The sequence below is a fragment of the Peteryoungia wuzhouensis genome, assembly GCF_003205195.1.
In the GTDB taxonomy this organism is placed as follows: domain Bacteria; phylum Pseudomonadota; class Alphaproteobacteria; order Rhizobiales; family Rhizobiaceae; genus Allorhizobium; species Allorhizobium wuzhouense.
The window spans coordinates 15,063-33,681 of the sequence record NZ_QJRY01000001.1 but is presented as its reverse complement, the minus strand read 5'-3'; the positions used below and the strand labels follow the sequence as shown (position 1 = coordinate 33,681).

Annotated in this window: 21 protein-coding genes; 7 read left to right on the top strand and 14 right to left on the bottom strand. The window is 61.9% G+C overall.

The window, feature by feature from the left end; translation table 11 throughout:
- Nucleotides 1-16: 16 nt before the first annotated feature.
- The 4 genes from DMY87_RS00165 to DMY87_RS00150 all read right to left on the bottom strand — a co-directional run bounded on the left by DMY87_RS00165 (nucleotide 17) and on the right by DMY87_RS00150 (nucleotide 5,324).
- Nucleotides 17-1,150 carry an ABC transporter permease gene (locus DMY87_RS00165; RefSeq protein WP_110789290.1) on the bottom strand — a complete coding sequence of 378 codons (1,134 nt, stop codon included), beginning with the start codon at nucleotides 1,148-1,150 and terminating at the stop codon, nucleotides 17-19.
- A complete protein-coding gene (oppB, locus tag DMY87_RS00160) occupies nucleotides 1,143-2,066 on the bottom strand; it encodes an oligopeptide ABC transporter permease OppB (RefSeq protein WP_110789289.1) in 924 nt (307 codons plus the stop codon). The genes DMY87_RS00165 and oppB overlap by 8 nt, the downstream gene beginning before the upstream one ends.
- Before the next feature lie 60 nt (nucleotides 2,067-2,126).
- Nucleotides 2,127-3,728 carry a peptide ABC transporter substrate-binding protein gene (locus DMY87_RS00155; RefSeq protein ID WP_110789288.1) on the bottom strand — a complete coding sequence of 534 codons (1,602 nt, stop codon included), beginning with the start codon at nucleotides 3,726-3,728 and terminating at the stop codon, nucleotides 2,127-2,129.
- A 237-nt stretch (nucleotides 3,729-3,965) separates the two neighbouring features.
- Nucleotides 3,966-5,324: a glutamine synthetase family protein gene (locus DMY87_RS00150; protein WP_110789287.1), complete on the bottom strand. Its 1,359-nt coding sequence runs from the start codon at nucleotides 5,322-5,324 to the stop codon at nucleotides 3,966-3,968.
- 195 nt (nucleotides 5,325-5,519) lie between these two features.
- Between DMY87_RS00150 and DMY87_RS00145 the strand changes: the two genes are divergently transcribed.
- Complete coding sequence (locus tag DMY87_RS00145) at nucleotides 5,520-6,893, top strand: aspartate aminotransferase family protein (RefSeq protein ID WP_110789286.1); 1,374 nt, start codon at nucleotides 5,520-5,522, stop codon at nucleotides 6,891-6,893.
- Here DMY87_RS00145 and DMY87_RS00140 read toward each other — a convergent pair whose 3' ends face one another.
- The 3 genes from DMY87_RS00140 to DMY87_RS00130 are packed head-to-tail and all read right to left on the bottom strand — an operon-like array spanning nucleotide 6,894 to nucleotide 8,899.
- Complete coding sequence (locus tag DMY87_RS00140) at nucleotides 6,894-8,114, bottom strand: RNA polymerase sigma factor (RefSeq protein ID WP_205908120.1); 1,221 nt, start codon at nucleotides 8,112-8,114, stop codon at nucleotides 6,894-6,896.
- Between the two features lie 9 nt (nucleotides 8,115-8,123).
- Complete coding sequence (locus tag DMY87_RS00135; protein WP_110789285.1) at nucleotides 8,124-8,486, bottom strand: YciI family protein; 363 nt, start codon at nucleotides 8,484-8,486, stop codon at nucleotides 8,124-8,126.
- Nucleotides 8,486-8,899 carry a YciI family protein gene (locus tag DMY87_RS00130; protein ID WP_110789284.1) on the bottom strand — a complete coding sequence of 138 codons (414 nt, stop codon included), beginning with the start codon at nucleotides 8,897-8,899 and terminating at the stop codon, nucleotides 8,486-8,488. The genes DMY87_RS00135 and DMY87_RS00130 overlap by 1 nt, the downstream gene beginning before the upstream one ends.
- 164 nt (nucleotides 8,900-9,063) lie before the next feature.
- Here DMY87_RS00130 and DMY87_RS23995 point away from each other — a divergent pair, with 164 nt between their 5' ends.
- Nucleotides 9,064-9,252: a hypothetical protein gene (locus DMY87_RS23995; RefSeq protein ID WP_133252985.1), complete on the top strand. Its 189-nt coding sequence runs from the start codon at nucleotides 9,064-9,066 to the stop codon at nucleotides 9,250-9,252.
- 10 nt (nucleotides 9,253-9,262) lie between these two features.
- Here DMY87_RS23995 and DMY87_RS00120 read toward each other — a convergent pair whose 3' ends face one another.
- From DMY87_RS00120 to DMY87_RS00105, 4 genes are all read right to left on the bottom strand, one after another.
- Nucleotides 9,263-10,036: an SDR family NAD(P)-dependent oxidoreductase gene (locus DMY87_RS00120; protein ID WP_110789282.1), complete on the bottom strand. Its 774-nt coding sequence runs from the start codon at nucleotides 10,034-10,036 to the stop codon at nucleotides 9,263-9,265.
- 178 nt (nucleotides 10,037-10,214) lie between these two features.
- On the bottom strand, nucleotides 10,215-11,378 hold the full coding sequence (locus DMY87_RS00115) for a TMEM43 family protein (protein ID WP_165826111.1): 1,164 nt from the start codon (nucleotides 11,376-11,378) through the stop codon (nucleotides 10,215-10,217).
- Between the two features lie 199 nt (nucleotides 11,379-11,577).
- Entirely contained in the window at nucleotides 11,578-11,865 is a 288-nt protein-coding gene (locus DMY87_RS00110; protein WP_110789280.1) for a DUF2218 domain-containing protein, read from the bottom strand.
- Nucleotides 11,866-11,867: 2 nt separating this feature from the next.
- Entirely contained in the window at nucleotides 11,868-12,449 is a 582-nt protein-coding gene (locus DMY87_RS00105) for a PadR family transcriptional regulator (RefSeq protein ID WP_110789279.1), read from the bottom strand.
- 161 nt (nucleotides 12,450-12,610) lie between these two features.
- Between DMY87_RS00105 and DMY87_RS00100 the strand changes: the two genes are divergently transcribed.
- The 3 genes from DMY87_RS00100 to DMY87_RS00090 all read left to right on the top strand — a co-directional run bounded on the left by DMY87_RS00100 (nucleotide 12,611) and on the right by DMY87_RS00090 (nucleotide 14,920).
- A complete protein-coding gene (locus DMY87_RS00100; protein WP_110789278.1) occupies nucleotides 12,611-13,084 on the top strand; it encodes an OsmC family protein in 474 nt (157 codons plus the stop codon).
- 91 nt (nucleotides 13,085-13,175) lie between these two features.
- Nucleotides 13,176-13,757 (top strand): GNAT family N-acetyltransferase, encoded by a 582-nt coding sequence (locus tag DMY87_RS00095; protein WP_110789277.1) that lies wholly within the window; start codon nucleotides 13,176-13,178, stop codon nucleotides 13,755-13,757.
- 68 nt (nucleotides 13,758-13,825) lie between these two features.
- On the top strand, nucleotides 13,826-14,920 hold the full coding sequence (locus DMY87_RS00090; protein ID WP_110789276.1) for an Acg family FMN-binding oxidoreductase: 1,095 nt from the start codon (nucleotides 13,826-13,828) through the stop codon (nucleotides 14,918-14,920).
- A gap of 58 nt (nucleotides 14,921-14,978) precedes the next feature.
- Here the strand turns inward: DMY87_RS00090 and DMY87_RS00085 are convergent, their stop codons facing one another.
- Nucleotides 14,979-16,481, bottom strand: coding sequence for an AMP nucleosidase (locus tag DMY87_RS00085; RefSeq protein ID WP_110789275.1), 1,503 nt, complete (start codon nucleotides 16,479-16,481; stop codon nucleotides 14,979-14,981).
- Nucleotides 16,482-16,585: 104 nt separating this feature from the next.
- Nucleotides 16,586-16,756, bottom strand: coding sequence for a hypothetical protein (locus tag DMY87_RS24085; protein WP_165826110.1), 171 nt, complete (start codon nucleotides 16,754-16,756; stop codon nucleotides 16,586-16,588).
- 240 nt (nucleotides 16,757-16,996) lie between these two features.
- On the opposite strand from DMY87_RS24085, the gene DMY87_RS00080 reads away from it, so the two are divergent.
- Nucleotides 16,997-17,374 (top strand): glyoxalase superfamily protein, encoded by a 378-nt coding sequence (locus DMY87_RS00080; RefSeq protein WP_110790295.1) that lies wholly within the window; start codon nucleotides 16,997-16,999, stop codon nucleotides 17,372-17,374.
- 74 nt (nucleotides 17,375-17,448) lie between these two features.
- Here DMY87_RS00080 and DMY87_RS00075 read toward each other — a convergent pair whose 3' ends face one another.
- The gene (locus DMY87_RS00075; RefSeq protein ID WP_110789274.1) at nucleotides 17,449-17,784 is read right to left on the bottom strand and encodes a DUF2147 domain-containing protein; all 336 of its coding nucleotides are present in this window, start codon (nucleotides 17,782-17,784) and stop codon (nucleotides 17,449-17,451) included.
- Between the two features lie 512 nt (nucleotides 17,785-18,296).
- Between DMY87_RS00075 and DMY87_RS00070 the strand changes: the two genes are divergently transcribed.
- On the top strand, nucleotides 18,297-18,563 hold the full coding sequence (locus DMY87_RS00070) for an SEL1-like repeat protein (RefSeq protein WP_110789273.1): 267 nt from the start codon (nucleotides 18,297-18,299) through the stop codon (nucleotides 18,561-18,563).
- The last annotated feature ends 56 nt before the right edge of the window (nucleotides 18,564-18,619 follow it).

Below are 18,619 nucleotides of genomic sequence, written 5' to 3'. Positions count from 1 at the left end.
CTGGTTCATCTCCATCTCAACGATCCTTCGGGTCGAGTGCATCGCGCAGGCCATCGCCGACGAAGTTGAGGGCAAACAGCGTCGCGACGAAGAAGATGGCCGGGAAGATCAGCAGCCACGGTGCGCTCTGCATGTTCTTCGTGCCTTCCGAGATCAGCGTGCCCCAGCTGGCGAGCGGCGCCTGCACGCCGAGCCCGAGGAAGGACAGGAAGCTCTCGGTCAGGATGACCTGCGGCACGACGACGGTGACGAAGACGATAACCGGACCGATCGTGTTCGGGATGATGTGCCGGCGGATGATCTGCCAGTCGGTGAGCCCCAGCGCTTCCGCCGCCCCGACGAATTCGCGGCGCTTCAAGGAAAGCGTCTGGCCGCGCACGATGCGGGCCATTTCCAGCCATTGCACCGCCCCGATGACGACGAAGATCAGCACCACCGATCGTCCGAAGAAGACGACGAGCACGACGACGAGGAAGACGAAGGGCAGGGAATAGAGGATCTCGACGAAACGCATCATCACGTTGTCGATGCGCCCGCCGAGATAGCCTGATGTCGCGCCGTAGATGACGCCGATGCCGAGCGAGACGAGGCTTGCCGCCAGACCCACGGCAATCGAGATCTGCCCGCCGAGCATGACGCGCACCAGAAGGTCACGGCCATTGGTATCCGTGCCGAAAGGGAAGGTGACCTGGTCGACCTTGCCGGTCACGGTCACCGACAGTCCATCGGCGCTCGTCTCCTGGACCGTCGTTTCCTTGAATTCGTTGGTCCGGTCGAAATAGCGGATCGTGCGCGGGTCGATCGGCTTCGATGCGGTCAGCACGGCGGTAAATGTGCCGTCGGCAACCTCGAGGCTCTTCAGCTCGACGCGCGCGCGTTTTGCGATGCCTTCGGCGACCTGCTGCAGCGATTCCGGATCGGGCCGCGGCTCGAGGCTCGGCGGCACGGTGACATAGGACGCGAAGACCTGATCATAGCTATGCGGCACGAAGAATGGGCCGGCAAACGAGAACAGCACGATGAGCACCAGCATGAAGCAGCCGCCCATGGCGGCCTTGTTGCGCTTGAAGCGCAGCATGGCGAGCTCGGTCAGGCTTCGACCGGCGACTTCGGCGGGGGCAATGCCCTGGGTGACGGATGTATCAGTCATTGCGGACCCTCGGATCGAGCAGGCCGTAGGCGATGTCGACCAGCAGGTTGAAGAAGATCACGAACACGGCGACGAGAATGACGGTGCCCATGACGAGGGGATAGTCGCGATTGAGTGCACCAAGCACGAAGTAGCGACCGACACCGGGAATGGTGAAGATGCTCTCGACGACGGCAGAACCGGTGAGCAGGGCCGCAGCACATGGCGCGAGATAGGAGACGACCGGCAGCATGGCGCCGCGAAGCGCATGGGTGATGACGACGACGCGCGGCGGCAGTCCATAGGCGCGCACGGTGCGGATATGGTCGGCGTTCAGCGCTTCGATCATCGAGCCGCGCGTCAGGCGCGCAAAGACGGCGAGCTGCGGAAGCGCCAGTGCTGTCATCGGCAGGATCAGGTTCTGGAAGCCGCCATTGCCCCAGCCTCCGGCCGGCAGCCAGGACAGCATGACGGCGAAGATCAGCGTCAGAACGGGGCCGACGACGAAGTTCGGCACCGTGACGCCGATGGTCGCGAAAGCCATCAGGCCGAAGTCCAGTACACTGTTCTGGCGCAGAGCCGCGATCGTGCCGAGGATGACGCCGCCGATCAGCGCGATCAGGATGGCGTAGAGGCCGAGTTCGACCGAATAGGGCAGGGCCTTGCCGATCAGCTCGGCGACCGTGTTGTCCTTGTAGATGAAGCTCGGGCCGAAATCGCCTCTGAAGGCATTGCCGAGATAGTTGAGGTACTGGCTCCAGAGCGGATCGTTGAGCCTGTAGGTTTCCATGACATTGGCCATGGTCTGCGGCGGGAGCGGACGTTCCAGGCTGAACGGACCACCAGGCGCGAAGCGCATCAGGAAGAACGAGATCGTCACGACGACGAACACGGTGGGCACGGCGCTCATGAGCCGGCGCAGGACGAATGAGATCATGGTGATAAAAGCCGACGCGCGACAGCCATCATGCTGCCGCGCGCCGATCCCTTTTGTTCGTTATTCGGAAACGCTGAGGAACTTCGACAGGTGCTCGTTCACCGCATTGTCTTCCCAGCCGGAGACACGCGAGGAGACCAGCCACAGGTTGGCGGAGTTCATGAACGGGGCGATCGGCTGATCGTTGTTCAGGATCTCTTCGGCCTTCTTCAGAATTTCCATGCGCTTGGCCGGGTCCTGCTCGTCATAGGACTGCTTCATCAGCGCGTCGTATTCCTCGTTCTTGTACTTGCCGTAGTTGAACGTGGTGTTGGTGCTGGTGTTGAGCGCCAGGAAGTTTTCCGGATCGCCGTAGTCAGCCGACCAGGCGGCACGGGCGACGTTGAACTTGCCGCCTTCCTGCAGGTAGGCATAGTGCGAGGCCACGTCGAGGTTGACCAGCGAGACCTTGGCACCGAACGTGTTCTTCCACATGTCGGCGACGGCGGTTGCGACGCGCTCGTGGTTGGCATTGGTGTTGTAGCGGATCTCGATTTCGAGCGGCTTGCCGCCTTCACCGTAGCCTGCAGCCTTCATCAGCTCGACGGCCTTGTCCTCGCGGTCGATCTGCGACATCGAGGCAAAATCCGGAACCGGACCCTGGCCATAGCCCGGCATGCCCGGGGGAACGAGGTTGTAGGCCGGAAGCTGGGCGCCGGCGTAGATTTCCTGGGCGAGGAAGTCACGGTCGACGGCCATGGACAGCGCGCGACGGACGTTTACGTCGTTATAGGGCGGCTCGCGGTTGTCGAAGACATAGTAGTAGGTGGCGAGCGACGGGGTCACGTGGACCTGGTCGTTGTAGGTCTCGCGCAGGCGTTTGATCTGGTCGGCCGAGAAGTTGTAGACGAGGTCCATTTCCTTGGCTTCGAAGCGACGCACGGAAGCGGCATCGTCGTCGATCGGGTAGAAGATGACCTTGTCGAGCTTGACGTTGGCGGCATCCCAGTACTTGTCGTTCTTGACGACGGTCAGGGTGTCGTTCGGCACATGCGCTTCCAGCTTGAAGGCGCCGTTTGAAACCATGTTGCCCGGCTTGACGAACTGGTCGCCGAACTTCTCGAAGTTGACCTTGCTGATCGGCAGCGCGGTGTAGTGGGCGAGAAGCTGCAGGAAGAACGGAGTCGGACGCTCGAGCGTGATTTCAACGGTCTTGGCATCGACGGCCTTGATGCCGAGCTGATCGACCGGAACTTCGCCCTTGTTCACCTTCTCGGCATTCTTGATTGGATAGAGAATGCCGGCATATTCGGCAGCGGTCTTCGGATCTTCCAGGCGGCGCATCGAGAAGACGAAGTCTTCGGCGGTCACCGGCGTTCCGTCGGACCAGTTGGCGTTGTCGCGGATCTTAAACGTGTAGGTCAGATCGTCGTCGGATACCGTCCAGCTTTCGGCAGTGCCCGGAACCACTTCACCCTTGGCGTTGAATATGGTCAGGCCTTCGAACATGTCGCGGACGACGAAGCCTTCGATGTCGATCGAGATATGGGCATAGTCGAGGGTCTGCGGCTCGCCGGCATTGCCGCGATGCAGAACGGCTTCGGCGAGCGCCTGGCTCGCACCGGTCAAAAGTGAGCCAAGGAGGAGCGCAGTGCCAAGCAGGCGGCGTGTTTGGATTGTCATTTTTTTCCCCTTTTACGTTTACGGAAACGGGAGAGAAGAGCATTCACTGGACGCTGGCAAGTCGATTTGTGCACGCTTACCCCAAATTTAAGGGATATTTGGCCCGAAGGCCTGTGATTTGGTTCGAAGATTTCACGCTGAAGGTTCAGGACGAAATAATATTAGCGCGCCATTTTCTCGTCAAAGTGCGACAGGCGGCGCCGATGCGCCGCCAGGCTCGGTCGAGACGCGTTGGCGTCAGATCCGCGGCAGATAGGTCTGGTAGTCGAAGCTCGACACGGTGCGCAGATAGGCCATGGCTTCCTTGCGCTTGGTGTCGCCGTAAATGCGCTGATATTCGGCGCCGAAGATGTCCTTGATGAAGGTCGAGTTCCGGAACCGTTCGACTGACGTCAGGAAATCATAGGTCAGCATGTCAGGGTTTTCGGGCGCGCTGTCCGGCGTCGTGACCGGACCCGGATCGAGGTCTTCCTCAAGCCCGAGCAGGATGCCGCCGAGGATGGCGGCGAGCAGAAGATGCGGATTGGCGTCCGCACCGGCCACACGGTGTTCGATGCGGGCGGCGGGGCCGTCCTTGTCGGGGATGCGGATCGCGGTGCCGCGATTGCCAAAACCCCAGTCGATTTTGTCGGGCGCAAACGAGCCCGGCTGGAAGCGGCGATAGGAATTGGCAAAGGGCGCAAAGATCAGCTGCGCATCCTGCATGCTCTTCAGCATGCCCGCCGTGATCGACTTCAGCTTCACCGGATCGCCGCCCTTGGCGTCGAGGATGTTGCGGCCGTCCTTGTCGATGATCGAGGCATGCACGTGCAGGCCGGAGCCGGCGTGGTCGCCGTAAGGCTTGGCCATGCAGGTCGCCTTGAAGCCATGGCGGCGAGCGGCGAAATCAACGACGCGCTTCAGATAGATGCAGTCATCGGCTGCCGAAACCGCGTTCGGCTTGTGCAGGAGGTTGACCTCGAACTGGCCGGGGCCGAATTCGGCGGTCGTCGCATCGGCCGGCAGGCCCATGTGGTCGCAATATTCGCGCACCGTGTCGAGGAAGTCCTCCATCGCGGCGGTCGCGCGCATGTCATAGAGCTGATAGCCCTCGACTTCGCCGTTCATCACGAGCGCCTTCGGCGGCATGGGAACGCCGGTCTCGCGGAAATCCGGCTCCATCACGTAGAATTCGAGTTCGGTGGCAACAACGGGCGTCAGGCCCTTGTCCTCGAAGCGCTTCAGCACATTGGCCAGGATCGCGCGCGGGCAGACGTAATGCGGCTGACCATCCAGCGTATGCATGGTGGCGAGCACCTGCTTGGAACCCTCCGGCCCCCAGGGAAGCGTCGTCAGCGAATTCTTGTCCGGCGTGCAGATGCCGTCGGGGTCGCCGAGCGTCAGCGAGATCTTGGTGATGTCGTCATTGTCGTCGCCCCAGATGTCGAGCGATTGCGTCGAGGCCGGCAGCCGCACCGTGTTCTTCCACACCTTGTCCTCGGCTTTCAGCGGGATCATCTTGCCGCGCAAGTCGCCATTCATGCCGACAAGCAGCACTTCGATGCGTGCGGAAGGGTCGGCTGCGGGGAGATCGGCGGCCTCGGTCGATGCGGTCATGGGAAACTCTCGTTGGCTTTTTTAAGGGCGGATTTGGCCGGAGGAACGCGGCAATCGGTGCCTTGCCAAACGCGTTTTGGGAGGTCATGTTCGTAGCCGATAATGTTCCGCCTTTCAATGCGGGGCAAGGCAGCTGCACGGACCATGTTTGGCCGGGAGCGCAGGTGCTTCCGCTCCGGTCAAGGATCCCGACCCATGAACAAGCCACTTTCCGCCGTTTCCAACCTCGGTGCCATCGACGCTGCTCATCACCTTCATCCGTTCTCGGACATGAAGAAGCTGAACGCGGCAGGGACCAAGATCATCAATCGGGCGGATGGCGTGCATATCTGGGATTCGAACGGCAAGCAGTATCTCGATGCCTTTGCCGGCCTCTGGTGCGTCAATGTCGGCTATGGCCGCAAGTCGATCGCCGATGCCGCCTATGCCCAGATGCAGGAACTGCCCTATTACAACACCTTCTTCGGCACCACGACGCCGCCGACCACGTTGCTCGCCCAGAAGATTGCCGAAAAGACCGGCCCGAAGCTCAACCGCGTCTTCTTCTCCAATTCCGGTTCGGAAGCCTCCGACACCTGGTTCCGCATGGCGCGCGTCTACTGGAAGGCGCTCGGTCACGAGACCAAGACGCAGGTGATTGCCCGCAAGAACGCCTATCACGGCTCGACGGTAGCAGGCGCCTCCCTCGGTGGCATGAAGTGGATGCACGAGCAGGGTAACCTGCCGATCGAAGGCATTCACCACATCAACCAGCCCTACTGGTATGCCGAAGGCGGTGATCTCACCCCGGAAGACTTCGGCCTGAAGGTCGCCCGCGAACTGGAGGAAAAGATCCTCGAACTCGGCGAGGAGAATGTCGCAGCCTTCGTCGCCGAGCCGATCCAGGGGGCCGGTGGCGTCATCGTGCCGCCCTCGACCTACTGGCCGGAAATCAAGCGCATTTGCGCGAAATACAAGATCCTGCTCGTCGCCGACGAAGTCATCTCAGGCTTCGGTCGCCTCGGCACGTGGTTCGGCCATCAGTATTACGATTTCGAGCCGGACCTCGCGCCGATCGCCAAGGGCCTCTCCTCCGGTTACCTGCCGATCGGCGGCGTGCTGGTCTCCGACCGCGTGGCGGACGTCATGGTCAACGAGCTCGGCGATTTCTACCACGGCTACACCTATTCCGGTCACCCGGTGGCCGCGGCTGCTGCGCTTGAAAACATCCGCATCATCGAAGAGGAAGGCCTCGTCGAGCGCGTGCGTGACGACACCGGTCCGTACCTTGCTGCAGCGCTCGCCTCGCTCACCGACCACGAACTGGTCGGCGAAGCCGTCAGCGTCGGCCTGATGGGCGCCGTGCAGATCACCGCCGAAAAGGCCACCCGCCGCCGCTTCAAGAAGCCCGACGACACCGGCACCGTCGTCCGCAATCAATGCGTCGATGCCGGCGTGGTGCTGCGCGCCACCGGCGACCGCATGCTCTTCTCGCCGCCACTGATCATCTCGCGCTCCGAGATCGACCAGGCAGTCGGCACCTTGCGCAATGGTCTGGACTGGCTGAAGGACAATCGCGGCGAGGGGTGATCACGCGAGCGCGTTGAGCCGGGCCTCTATAAAGCGGATTTCGTGCTGTTGCGAGGCAAGGGCGCGAGCCGTACGGTAGTTGGCCCGCGCATCTTCCACCCTTCCCAGCCGCCGCTGCAGGTCGGCGGCAACGCTGTAGGTTGCGTGATAGCGCTGCATGGCCGGATCGCCCAGCAACCGCTCGACCTCCGCCAGCCCCGCTTTTTCCCCCTCCACCTCGGCAAGCGCCACGGCCCGATTGAGGGCGACCACCGGGGAGGGGGCTGCCTGTTGCAGCAGGTCGTAGAGATGCAGGATGCGCGGCCAGTCGGTTTCGGCCATGGTTGCGGCTCGGGCATGGCAAGCCGCGATTGCCGCCTGCAGGCCATAGACGCCGATTTCGCCGGACTGCCTGATCCGCTCCAAAAGGACCTCCGCCTCCGCGATCATGGCCCGGTCCCAGAGGCTGCGGTCCTGATCCGCGAGAAGAACGATATGACCGTCGGGGTCCAGGCGGGTCCTGCTGCGAGAATGCTGGATGAGGATCAGCGCGAGCAGCCCCAGGCATTCGGGATCGGGCAGGAGGTCAACCAGCAGGCGGGCGAGATGGAGCGCCTCCTCTGAGAGCCGCTCGGCAGCGCCGGCGCGGGCATGGCCCTCGTTGAACAGCAGATAGATGACGCCCAGCACCGCCTCAAGTCGTTGGGGAAGCTCTTGCCGGTCCGGCACGACATAGGCGATGCGCTGGGTCCGGATCCTCGCTTTGGCGCGGACGATCCGCTGGGCGATCGTCGAGGGTAATGTCAGGAAGGCGCGGGAGATTTCCTCCGTGGTCAGCCCGCAGACTTCGCGCAGGGCCATGGCAATGCGGGCCTCCGCTGGAAGCGCCGGATGGCAGCAGGTGAAGACCAGCCGCAGCATGTCGTCCTCGATCGCCACCGGTTCCTCCTCTTGCGCCTGCTCGATCGCCGCCAGATAGGCGAGATCGTCCCGCTGCCTGTCGATGAGGGCGCGCCGCCTAAGCCGGTCGATCGTGCGGAAGCGCCCGGCCGAGATCAGCCAGGTCACCGGATTGTGCGGATAGCCCTTGACCGGCCAGTCGATGGCGGCCTGCAGGAAGGCGTCGTGCAACGCTTCCTCCGCAAGATCGAAACTGCCGAGCAGGCGAACGAGGGCCGCACGGATGCGCGGTGCCGATTGCCGGTAGGTCGCCTCGATCGTTTCGGAAACCGGATCGCTCAAAAGCCCTCCTCATTCTCCGTCGAGCACGAGCGTCCGCACCGGGCGGATCTCGACCGAACTGTGCTGCAGGGAGGGGATGCGAGAAGCGATCCGGATCGCCTCGTCGAGAGAGGCGGCTTCCAGCAGGTAGAAGCCGCCGATATGTTCGCGCGCTTCAGTGAAGGGACCAACGCTGACCGTCACGCCCTTGGCCGAGCGCCGGATGGTGACGGAACGATCGGGATCTTCAAGCGCTTCCGAGACAATGTGGTGCCCCGTCGCCGTGATCGCTTCGTCGAACGCGAAATGTTCTGCAACGATGCGCCGGTGATCGGCATCCGAGATCTCGGCGATATCCTGCGGGTCGGTGTGAATGAAGCAGACGAAGCGCATCAGCGCCCCTCCAGGGGGAGAGCAGCCTCGTCGGCCGCATGGTCCGCCTCCGCAGCGTCATGAACGGGAATGTCCGAAAGCGCCCTGACCTCGATGCTGCCATAGAGGGCGATCGGCACCCGGCTGGCGATCTGCACGGCCTCAGAGAGATCGCGCGTCTCCAGAAGCAGGAAACCGCCGAGATGTTCGCGGGTTTCGGCAAAGGGACCGTCGGTGGTCGATAACTCGCCGTTCCGGACCCGGAGCGTCAGCCCCGTCTCTGGCGCTGCGAGCGGCGAGGCCAGCACGAGGTGTCCCCGCTCGGCAAGCTCTCTGTCATAGGCGAGCGACTGGCGGTCGAGCGTGCGGCGCTCGGCCTCGCTCAAGGCTTGCATCACGGTTTCATCGAGCCAGACCTGGCATAGAAATTTCATCGTCCCCTCCATTCCCTCGGGCGATCCTAACGCAGACATCGGCCCTAGTCGAAGCCAGGGCCGGCAAATCGACAGGCAGGCAGGGCGATGGAAAAATAAATTTGGACTGTCGAATGGCGGCTGTTGCGTCCGACCAGTGTCGAAACCACGCCGGAGGACACGACATGCACATTCTCGACGCCGCCCTGGTCCATGCGCTGGCCGAGGCCACGCAGATAGGAGCCGAAAAACACACGCAACGTAGGCGGGATCCGGGCATCCGACCAACGGCTGAAACGACCACGATCGAGCCGGCCAAGGCTCACGCGGCGGACAAATCGCAAAAGGGCTGGCGTCGATGGTTCGAGCGCTAACCCCTGAAGGTCACGGCATGAACTGCCCGCCATTGACGTCGATCGTCTGGCCGGTGATGTAGCCTGAGAGGCTTTCGGAGGCGAGAAACAGATAGGCGCCGACGCAGTCCTGCGGCGTGCCCGTGCGCTTCAACGGCACGCTGCCGGCCACTTGGTCAAGCTGCCCGGGCAGCGCATATTTGTCCTGGAAGGGCGTGGTGATGACGCCCGGCGCCACCGCATTGACCCGGACACTGTATTTGCCGAATTCGAGCGCCATGCCCTTGGTGACGGCGGCGACAAAGGCTTTCGACGAGCCGTATACGCCGGAGCCCGCCGTGCCGCCGGTGCGGGCCGCGACCGAGGTGGTATTGATGACGAAGCCCCCCTTGATCTTCAGATGCGCAATCGCCGCCTGCGTGGTGGACAGCACCGAGCGGGCATTCACATCCATCACCTTGTCATACTGCGCATCCGTCATGTCCTCGTAGAGCACGCGGGCGATCATGCTGCCGGCATTGTTGATCACGCCATCGAGCCGGCCGAAGGTCTTGGCGACATGGGCGACGGCCCCGGCCATGTCGTCCGAGGAGGCGGCATCCGCCTTGACCAGCACGACACTGCCACCGGCTGCCTCGATCTCACGGGCGATCGCATGGGCCGCCTCGCTGTTGGAATTGTAATGCAGGCCGACCAGCGCGCCCTGAGTGGCAAAAGCCCGGGCCAGCGCCTCGCCGATGCCGCTCGATGCGCCGGTAATGAGAACGGCCTTGCCGGCAAGATCAGGGATGGTGAGCGTGGTCATGGTGATGTCCTCCTGTTGTCGGACAAGTTTAGACCGCTCCCGCCGCGATTTGGCAAGACGTGTTGATCGTGTCGACCGACCGTGTTCGAGAGCGCCTCAGGCGAAAATATGACCGCCTGGATTTGGTCATGTTCGACGGGCCCCCCGAGGATAAACAGAACCTCGGGGCGCGGTCTTTTTAAGCCGCAGGCGCGGTTGGCTGTTTCCGGACATATTTCAAATAGGCCCAAACGAGCGCGGCGACGCCCACAAGCAGTCCAATCGACAGCAGAGGCCGCACGGCAAACCAGCCAATGGCAATGACGGTCACGCCGATGGCCAGCGCCAGGATGAAGGAGATGAGGCCGGTCCCGAAGCCAATCAGCGAGCCGACGAAGGGGATGACGTCACCGATCACGCTGAAGATCCTGAAGATGAGGGCAAAGCCGACGAACAGCCCGAAAATTCCCGCAACGCGGATGACCCAGGTCAGAACGACGTTTTCGGCCTGGCTGTCGGCGAACATCTTCGTCGCGGGTTGACGACCTGCTTCCAACAGGAACAGGGTGTAGCCATTCTGCGTGGTATATTCCGCCAGGCGATCGCCGTGTTGCATGGCGACGACGCTGACTTCCGGCAGAAGGATCTTCTCAAAGCGAACCTTGGTGTCGCCGATCTCGGGTGCCTTTTCATTCGCGCCGAAATAGAGCGCCTGCATCACGGCACGGCCTTCGCCGGGATAGCCCAGGGCTTCGGAGGCTTGCGCTGCGGTTTCATCGGTGATCGGCAGGGTTTCACGCGTGCCAACAGAGGCGATCTGCGCGCCCGTCACGCTAAAGGCACCCAGCTGTGCCTTGTCCACCAGGGTTTCCGACGATGGCAGCCAGAATTCCGGGTTCTCGTGGCCCGCCGTTTCCTGGAATTTCGAGGAATCCTGAGCTTTTTCGCTCCATTCCTTGGTATAGCTATAGGTGGTCACGGTTTCCTCGCCGCCGCCGAGCTTCTTCTCGGTCTTGCTGCTTTTTTCCTCGACCCATTGATACATCTCGACCTTACGCTCAAGGCCGATGACCCCGGAGGCGGTGATACCCGTGTCGGCATCGACAACGTCTGAGGCGGGTTTCACATCGCTTTCGATATGAACAAGTTTGCCATCAAGAGCGGGGTCTATCCGCGATGCATCGGCTGTGACGACGATCGACTGACCTTCCACCAGCGATTTATAGGTCGCGACCGACCGGCCTTCGTTCCAGAACAGCGCGACAATCGCCACGATGAGGAGAACCAGTCCAACCAATGCACCCGTCAGAGCCCCGCCGAGACGTGAGAACCAAGATGTCGATGTCTTCGTCACCACATTCATGGCAACCCCCATTGTTTAGTGCCATTGTCTATCAACACGGCTTTCTAGCAACTTCCGTTGACAGGGGAAGAGAACATCTTTGGGGGATTCAGCCAGGATGGAGATATATTGGGCTGGCGTCTCGGCCATGATGCAGCCCCCGGATGGGGACTGCTCAAGGTGCAGCCTTTTCTGACTTTCCGACAGGCGTCAGGAGGGATCAGGCAGCTTTCCACTCGAAGGGCAGGGGCGCTTCGCGAAAGGCAAAGCGGTCGAGATGGCTCGAGACCACAGCCTTCATCCGCTCCAGCACAGCCGCCGAGCTTGCCTCGATTTCGACCGTGAGAGCCTTGGCGTCGCTCGTCATGACAGCGGTAGCCTCGGCGAATTTTACGACACCCTTCTGGTCGCCCAGATCGACCTCCAGCTTGTGGGCCCAGTGTTTGCAGAGCTGCTGGACATATTTCCAGCCGCTTTCGGTCGGAACGACCGCGATCGTTTTTGCCATGATCAGAGCCTTTCGATCTTGCCGACCGCCTCGTCGAGAATGCGGGCGACTTCCAGCTGGGTTTCGCGTGTCGTGCCATCGCGCGACAGGCAATCGTGAAGGGCCTGTTTCAGGTTGCCCATGGCGCGACGGACCGGGCCGGCATCGGTGCGTTCGCTGACCTTGGCGAGTGCCGTCAGGCGGCCGATCGCCACCGCGACTTCATCGGCGCGTTCTGCGAGATGGGCGCGGCCGGCCTCGGTGATGGCGAGCAGCTTGCGCGGGCCTTCGCTCGCCTGTTCGTCCGCCAATCCCATGTCGAGGAGCAGCGTCATGGTCGGGTAGACCACGCCGGGCGAAGGCGCATAGGCGCCACCGGAGAGCGTTTCGATCTCGCGGATCAGGTCATAGCCATGACGCGGCTGGTCGCCGATCAGCTTCAACAGCACGAGCCGAAGCTCACCGCCGTCGAACATGCGGCGGCGTTCGCCGCGTCCGCGCGGGCCGTGGCCCATGGGGCCGCCAAACGGGCCGCCCCGCATGGCCATGGCCATCAAATGCCGGAAGCCACGATCATGTCCGCCTTCACAAGAGTGATGTCTCATTTCAGAATTCCTTAAATCTGTTTCGGTGACTCTAAGATATATCGTAAACGGATCTTTGCAAGAGCTGCGGTGAATTTTCCTGCGGAGGGGTTGGCTTGGACTTCGTCCGTCGCGCGCCTATCATCGAGCAAGAGACTCACAGGATATCTGCGGAGACTGGAATGTCAGAGCATCGCCATGACTATCGGCTGACCATTACTTGGGAGGGCGATCGCGGCTCGGGGACCTCGTCCTATCGTGCCTATGGGCGCGATCACCGGATTTCTGTGCCCGGCAAGTCCGATATTCTGGCGTCCGCCGATCCGCATTTTCTCGGCGATCCCGCCCGCTGGAACCCGGAGGAACTGCTGCTCGCCTCGGTCAGCACCTGTCACAAGCTCTGGTACCTGCATTTCTGCGCGGTCTCCGGCGTCGTCGTCACGGCCTATGAAGACCATGCCGAGGGCACGATGCAGATGGACGAAAGCGGAGGCGGTCGCTTCACGGAAATCCTGCTGAGACCCCGCGTGACGATCAAGGCCGGGACTTATCCGCAACTCGCGCTGGAACTCCATGGCGACGCGCATGAAAAATGCTTCATCGCCAATTCGGTGAATTTTCCCGTGCGCTGTCTGGCGGAGATCGTCGAGGCCTGAAAGGTGAGGGCGGGGTCGGTCGTGCCCGGCGGAAGCTCTCCCTCCGACCACCGATATCGTCCTGCAACCGGAAGACCTGCGAGGAGACCTGATGGTGCAATTGCAGACGGCGAACCTGAATCTCGCTCCTTGTCGCTTGTGTGACGCCGCTGATTTCATCGCGCTTGAACGCGACCCGGAAGTGATGCGTTTTCTGAACGGCGGCGCGGTCGATCACGAGAAGATCGACCCGGAGCAAGCGCCGTTCCTCATGCCGAGAGGCACGGAACCCTATGTGTGGACCGCACGCGGGACGGTCGACGGCGCGTTTGTCGGATGGTTCTGCCTATTTCCGGAAACGGATATGATCGCCGAGATCGGCTATCGGCTGCGCCGAGCGTGCTGGGGCCAGGGACTGGCGCCTGAAGGCGCCTCGGCGCTTGTCACATGGGGTTTCACCAGCGGTGGCTACGAAAGGATCGTGGCAACCACGATGGCCGTGAACCACGGTTCGCGACGGGTGATGGAAAAAATCGGCATGAAACACACGCGCACGGAGTTTGCCGCTTTTCCCGATCCCATCCCGGGTTCCGAACACGGCGATGTCTGGTACGAGTTGACGCGCGGCGAATTTCTGGAGCGCTACGTGACGTACGGGTGTTCTGCCGGCTGCATCAGCTTCCGGCGCATTTGATGCGCTCTTGATCTGGCTCAAGGAGAAACCAGCGCGCTGCAGTAAAGTGCTATCGAAAGGAGAAGCCGATGATCAGGCGCGATGTCCTTATCGGGGCCGGGGCGGTACTGCTGGCGGGTGGAGCGGGAGCCTATGGCTGGCGCTCGGCAGTCGGAGCGATGGCAGATTATGATCGCTATATTGCCGACACGCGCAGGCCTTTGTCGGCCGATGCCGATTCGATCGATCTAGTCCGCTATGCGACATTGGCCGCCAACGGCCACAACACCCAGCCTTGGCGCTTTCGAGTAACCGATAGTGGCATCGCTATCCGTGCCGATCATTCTCGGGCGACCCCTGCGGTCGATCCGGACGACCATCATCTTTTCGTCAGCCTCGGCTGCGCCACCGAAAACCTGGCCCTCGCTGCGACGGCGGCAGGGCTGCCCGGCGAGGCCGAGGTCAATGCTGAAGGCGGGATCGAGTTTCGCTGGGCGACTGGCAGATCTTTGCAAGATCCGCTGTTTGCGGCCATTCCACACAGACAATCGACCCGTGCTGCCTATGATGGCCAGCCAGTGTCCGCAGCGATCATTGAGGGTTTGAGAAACGCTGCGGAAATCCCCGGTGTCCGGCTGGTGATCGTCACCGAACGCGGTCCGCTCGACCGGCTGCGCGATCTCGTGATCGCTGGCAATGAGCAACAGATGGGTGACCCGGCCTTCATTGCCGAGCTCAAGTACTGGTTGCGCTTCAATCCGCGTGCTGCGATGGAGAGCGGTGACGGCTTGTTTTCGGCATCGAGCGGCAATCCTCTGCTTCCAGGCTTTCTCGGCGGGGCCGCCTTCGACGCCTTTTTCACCGCCGCTGCCGAAAACGACAAATATGCCCGCCATCTCGACAGCTCTGCCGGCATTGCCGTCTTTCTCGGCGAGAGCGAGGACAGGCAGCACTGGGTGGCGGTCGGGCGGGCCTGCCAGCGCTTTGCGCTCGCCGCAACCCGCGCCGGTCTCAAAACGGCCTTCATAAACCAGCCGGTTGAGGTCGAGGCCTTGCGGTCGCAACTGTCGAGCCTGATCGGCGAGCCGGGCCTGCGCCCAGACATCATGATGCGCTTCGGCCATGGAGCCGATCTGCCCTATTCTCCGCGCCGCCCCGTGGCCGCTGTTCTGGATCAGGCATAGTTAAGCTCCGGAGCCGATCAGGCTCGGGTCCGACCGATGGCGTTGCGACTACAGCGCCTTACTGAAACGCCGTCTCGAAGAAGCTTCTGAGCTTGCGCGAATGCAGCTTCTCGGTCGGCATGGCCCCGAGCTTCTCCAGCGCCCGGATGCCGATCTGCAGATGCTGGCTGACCTGCGTCTTGTAAAACGCCGTCGCCATGCCCGGCAGCTTCAATTCACCATGCAGCGGCTTGTCGGAGACGCAGAGCAGCGTGCCGTAGGGCACGCGGAAGCGGAAGCCGTTGGCGGCGATGGTGGCCGATTCCATGTCGAGCGCGATGGCGCGCGACTGCGACAGGCGCTTGACCGGGCCGCGCTGGTCGCGCAGTTCCCAGTTGCGGTTGTCGATCGTGGCGACGGTGCCGGTGCGCATGATGCGCTTGAGTTCGAAGCCCTCGTAGCCGGTGATTTCCTCGACCGCGTCTTCGAGCGCCAGCTGCACTTCGGCCAGCGCCGGGATCGGCACCCAGACGGGCAGGTCGTCATCAAGCACGTGGTCTTCGCGGACATAGGCGTGGGCAAGCACATAGTCGCCGAGCCGCTGGCTGTTGCGAAGCCCGGCGCAGTGGCCGAGCATCAGCCAGGCATGCGGACGAAGCACGGCCACATGGTCGGTGATCGTCTTGGCGTTGGAGGGGCCGACGCCGATATTGATCACGGTGATCCCGGCATGGGCCTTTTTCTTCAGGTGATAGGCCGGCATCTGCGGCAGGCGGCCGAGCGAGACGCCCTCCGTCGGCGCGGATTGTCCAGCCGGTGTGATGATGTTGCCGGGTTCGACGAAGGCGGTGTAGTCGCTGCCGCCGTCGGCCATCAGCTGGCGGGCATAGGCGCAGAACTCGTCGACATAGAACTGGTAGTTGGTGAACAGGACGAAGTTCTGGAAATGGTTGGCGCTGGTCGCGGTGTAATGCGACAGCCGCGCCAGCGAATAGTCGATGCGCTGGGCGGTAAACGGGGCCAGCGGATGCGGCTCGCCCGGCTTCGGTTCATATTCGCCATTGGCGATCTCGTCGTCGGTGACGGTGAGGTCAGGCGTATCAAAGATGTCGCGCAGCTGCATGTCGGCCAGGCCGCCGGCCGAGGCCTCGACATGCGCGCCTTCGCCGAAGGCAAAATGCAGCGGGATCGGCGTCGTCGATTCCGATACCGTGATCGGCACCTGGTGATTGCGCATCAGAAGGGCCAGCTGCTCCTTGAGATAATGGCGGAAGAGCTTGGGCCGGGTGATGGTCGTGGTGTAGATGCCCGGCGAGGTGACATGGCCATAGGAGAGGCGGCTGTCGACATGGCCGAAGCTCGTCGTCTCCATGCTGACCTGCGGATAGAAGGCCCGGTAGCGCCCCTCGATCGGTCCGCCATTGGCAAGCGCCGAAAACGCCTCGTTGAGGAAGCCGGTATTGCGCTCGTAGAGGGCTGTCAGCGCATCCACGGCTTCGACTGCGTCGGTAAAGACCCGTGGTTCAAACGGTTCTGGACTGATGGAATTCAGCGGCACGGGGGAAGAGATTCGTGTGTTCATGCCGCATTATAGGAGAGGAACATTGACAAGCAAACGACGTCGCATGTCCGGCATCAAGATTTCTGCGCAAGGCCCCTTACCAGGCCTCGGGATGCAAGGTCGGATCAGAAGGTCGGCCGGCAGGCATTGAGGCCGACAGGCGCGCAGCTTGCGACGAGGCCGCTTGAGGCGTGCCGTGTCGATGGCTGATTGTTGACGACCAGGTGGCTGAAGACCATCGCGAAGACCGCCATGGTCAGGGTCATGATCGTCAGGCGCCGCGCCACAGTTGCCATCGTCTTATCCTCCGCGTTTGTGTCTGGACCCTTTATGACGGATGCGGCCTGAATGCGGCCTGAGAGGCGAATTCATCTGGCGTTCAGCCGCTCAGTAAACATCAAGGGCTTTGCAGAAGCGCCTTCCTCGGGCGATAAGGGCTGCGGCGGGCACCGTCCTGCTCGATCGCACTTCGGAGAGATGCGCGGAGGCGGGGCACCGTCCCCACCGCGCGGATCTTCCGCAACATGGTGGCAACCATGCACAAGACAGACGACAAACCCCTCCGCTTTGGCCGCGTGGCCGCGATGCTGCCCGTCCACAACATGGCGCGGGCGACAGACTTCTACATCGGCGTGCTCGGCTTCCAGAATGTCTTCCAGAACGGCGATCCAGTCGGCTTCATGATCCTCGAGCGGGAAGGGGCCGAAATCCACCTGACCCTGCAGCCGGGACACAAGGCGGCCGATTTCAACATTGCCCATATGATGGTGGAGAATGTCGATGCGCTGCATGACATCATCCAGCAGCAGGGACTGCGGGTGATCAAGCGCCTGCAGAACAAGGACTACGGGCTGCGCGCCTTTGTCTTTGAAGATCCCGACGGCAACCGCATCGATGTCGGCGAGCCGATCTGAAACGGCGTTGCGCAAATGCGACAGGCGGCCGGATCGCTCCGGCCGCCTGTCATAAAGAAGGGATGGGTCTCAGCTTAAAGCCGCGTCCAGGTCTGGCTCTTGCAGAGAACGGCGAGCACGCAGCCCTTCATCTTCAGGGAATTGCCCGATACCGTGCCCGAGCCCGAATAGGTCTTGTCGTTGTCCGGATCAGTGATCTCGCCCGAATAGCTGTCGCCCGAGCCGGCCATCTTGCCGATCTGCTTGCCGTTGTGCTTGCCGCTTCTCAGCGTGACACAGAAGCTGCCGCCGCAAGGCGCGATTTCGGCCGTAGCGCCGCTCGCGGTCTTCCACTTGCCTTCGATCGGCTCTGCCGCCTGTGCCGAGATGGCCGAAAGCGCAAGCGCTGCCGCGATGATGAGTGTCCGCATGTCTGATCTCTCCTCCCAGGAATGATGGATGTGCCGGCAATCGCTCCCATGGTCCTCCTGGAGAGGCGGTCACCGGTTAAGAAATATCTTACGCACACGTAAAGGTAAAATGCAATCCGCCTGTTTTGCGACGCGGTGGACAAGCCGAAAACGCATCATTTGCGGGCTTCCCGTAATTTGCCTTCGAAGATCGTGGTGAAGAAACGGTTGATTTTCAAAGATGAAAGCATCGTAAATTTCCGCCCGAATTCCTTAAATACCAAGGGCTGTAGTGCTTAACAAAAAACCAAGTTTACGAAGCATTTGTACTTTGTTTTCAGCAAATTAAGGATGCATTTTAAGCGGTTTTTGAAGGCCGTGCGGCATAGTGGGCTCATCAAACGAGCAGGGACAAACCCGCCGCCCCCGACTGAAACGAGAATGACCGGACAACGAGCCGGCGCCGGATCAGACGGGACCCGAAAGGGAAAACAGGGACATAAGTAACCACTAGGCAAACAGGGACAAAACCAATGGCACGCTTTGAAATGCACTCTTCCGAAAATGCCACGATGGGTGGCGAAACCCGGGCCGACGTCTACCGCGACATGGGCCTGATGTATGCGACGGGCCGCGGTTGCCCTGTGGACCTGGTCTCGGCGCACAAGTGGCTGAACATCGCTGCGATCAAGGGCTGCGACCGCGCCGCCGAGCTGCGCGCAGATCTCTCCCAGACCATGAGCAAGCTCCAGCTCGCCGAGGCGCTCCGTGCCGCCCGCGAATGGATGACCATGCACTGAGCCTTATCCGCCGCGGTCTGCGGCGGGCGATATCACAAGAAGAACCCGAAAGGGGA

Bases quoted from the DNA above. Each gene is read 5' to 3' on its own strand.
- DMY87_RS00110 (WP_110789280.1), bottom strand. From the start codon at position 11,865: ATGGCAAAAACGATCGCGGTCGTTCCGACCGAAAGCGGCTGGAAATAT.
- DMY87_RS23995 (WP_133252985.1), top strand. From the start codon at position 9,064: ATGCACATTCTCGACGCCGCCCTGGTCCATGCGCTGGCCGAGGCCACG.
- DMY87_RS00155 (WP_110789288.1), bottom strand. From the start codon at position 3,728: ATGACAATCCAAACACGCCGCCTGCTTGGCACTGCGCTCCTCCTTGGC.
- oppB (WP_110789289.1), bottom strand. From the start codon at position 2,066: ATGATCTCATTCGTCCTGCGCCGGCTCATGAGCGCCGTGCCCACCGTG.
- DMY87_RS00080 (WP_110790295.1), top strand. From the start codon at position 16,997: ATGCACAAGACAGACGACAAACCCCTCCGCTTTGGCCGCGTGGCCGCG.
- DMY87_RS00165 (WP_110789290.1), bottom strand. From the start codon at position 1,150: ATGACTGATACATCCGTCACCCAGGGCATTGCCCCCGCCGAAGTCGCC.
- DMY87_RS00070 (WP_110789273.1), top strand. From the start codon at position 18,297: ATGGCACGCTTTGAAATGCACTCTTCCGAAAATGCCACGATGGGTGGC.
- DMY87_RS00090 (WP_110789276.1), top strand. From the start codon at position 13,826: ATGATCAGGCGCGATGTCCTTATCGGGGCCGGGGCGGTACTGCTGGCG.
- DMY87_RS00145 (WP_110789286.1), top strand. From the start codon at position 5,520: ATGAACAAGCCACTTTCCGCCGTTTCCAACCTCGGTGCCATCGACGCT.
- DMY87_RS00105 (WP_110789279.1), bottom strand. From the start codon at position 12,449: ATGAGACATCACTCTTGTGAAGGCGGACATGATCGTGGCTTCCGGCAT.
- DMY87_RS00150 (WP_110789287.1), bottom strand. From the start codon at position 5,324: ATGACCGCATCGACCGAGGCCGCCGATCTCCCCGCAGCCGACCCTTCC.
- DMY87_RS00085 (WP_110789275.1), bottom strand. From the start codon at position 16,481: ATGAACACACGAATCTCTTCCCCCGTGCCGCTGAATTCCATCAGTCCA.
- DMY87_RS00135 (WP_110789285.1), bottom strand. From the start codon at position 8,486: ATGCGCTTCGTCTGCTTCATTCACACCGACCCGCAGGATATCGCCGAG.
- DMY87_RS00100 (WP_110789278.1), top strand. From the start codon at position 12,611: ATGTCAGAGCATCGCCATGACTATCGGCTGACCATTACTTGGGAGGGC.
- DMY87_RS00075 (WP_110789274.1), bottom strand. From the start codon at position 17,784: ATGCGGACACTCATCATCGCGGCAGCGCTTGCGCTTTCGGCCATCTCG.
- DMY87_RS24085 (WP_165826110.1), bottom strand. From the start codon at position 16,756: ATGGCAACTGTGGCGCGGCGCCTGACGATCATGACCCTGACCATGGCG.
- DMY87_RS00120 (WP_110789282.1), bottom strand. From the start codon at position 10,036: ATGACCACGCTCACCATCCCTGATCTTGCCGGCAAGGCCGTTCTCATT.
- DMY87_RS00095 (WP_110789277.1), top strand. From the start codon at position 13,176: ATGGTGCAATTGCAGACGGCGAACCTGAATCTCGCTCCTTGTCGCTTG.
- DMY87_RS00130 (WP_110789284.1), bottom strand. From the start codon at position 8,899: ATGAAATTTCTATGCCAGGTCTGGCTCGATGAAACCGTGATGCAAGCC.
- DMY87_RS00115 (WP_165826111.1), bottom strand. From the start codon at position 11,378: ATGAATGTGGTGACGAAGACATCGACATCTTGGTTCTCACGTCTCGGC.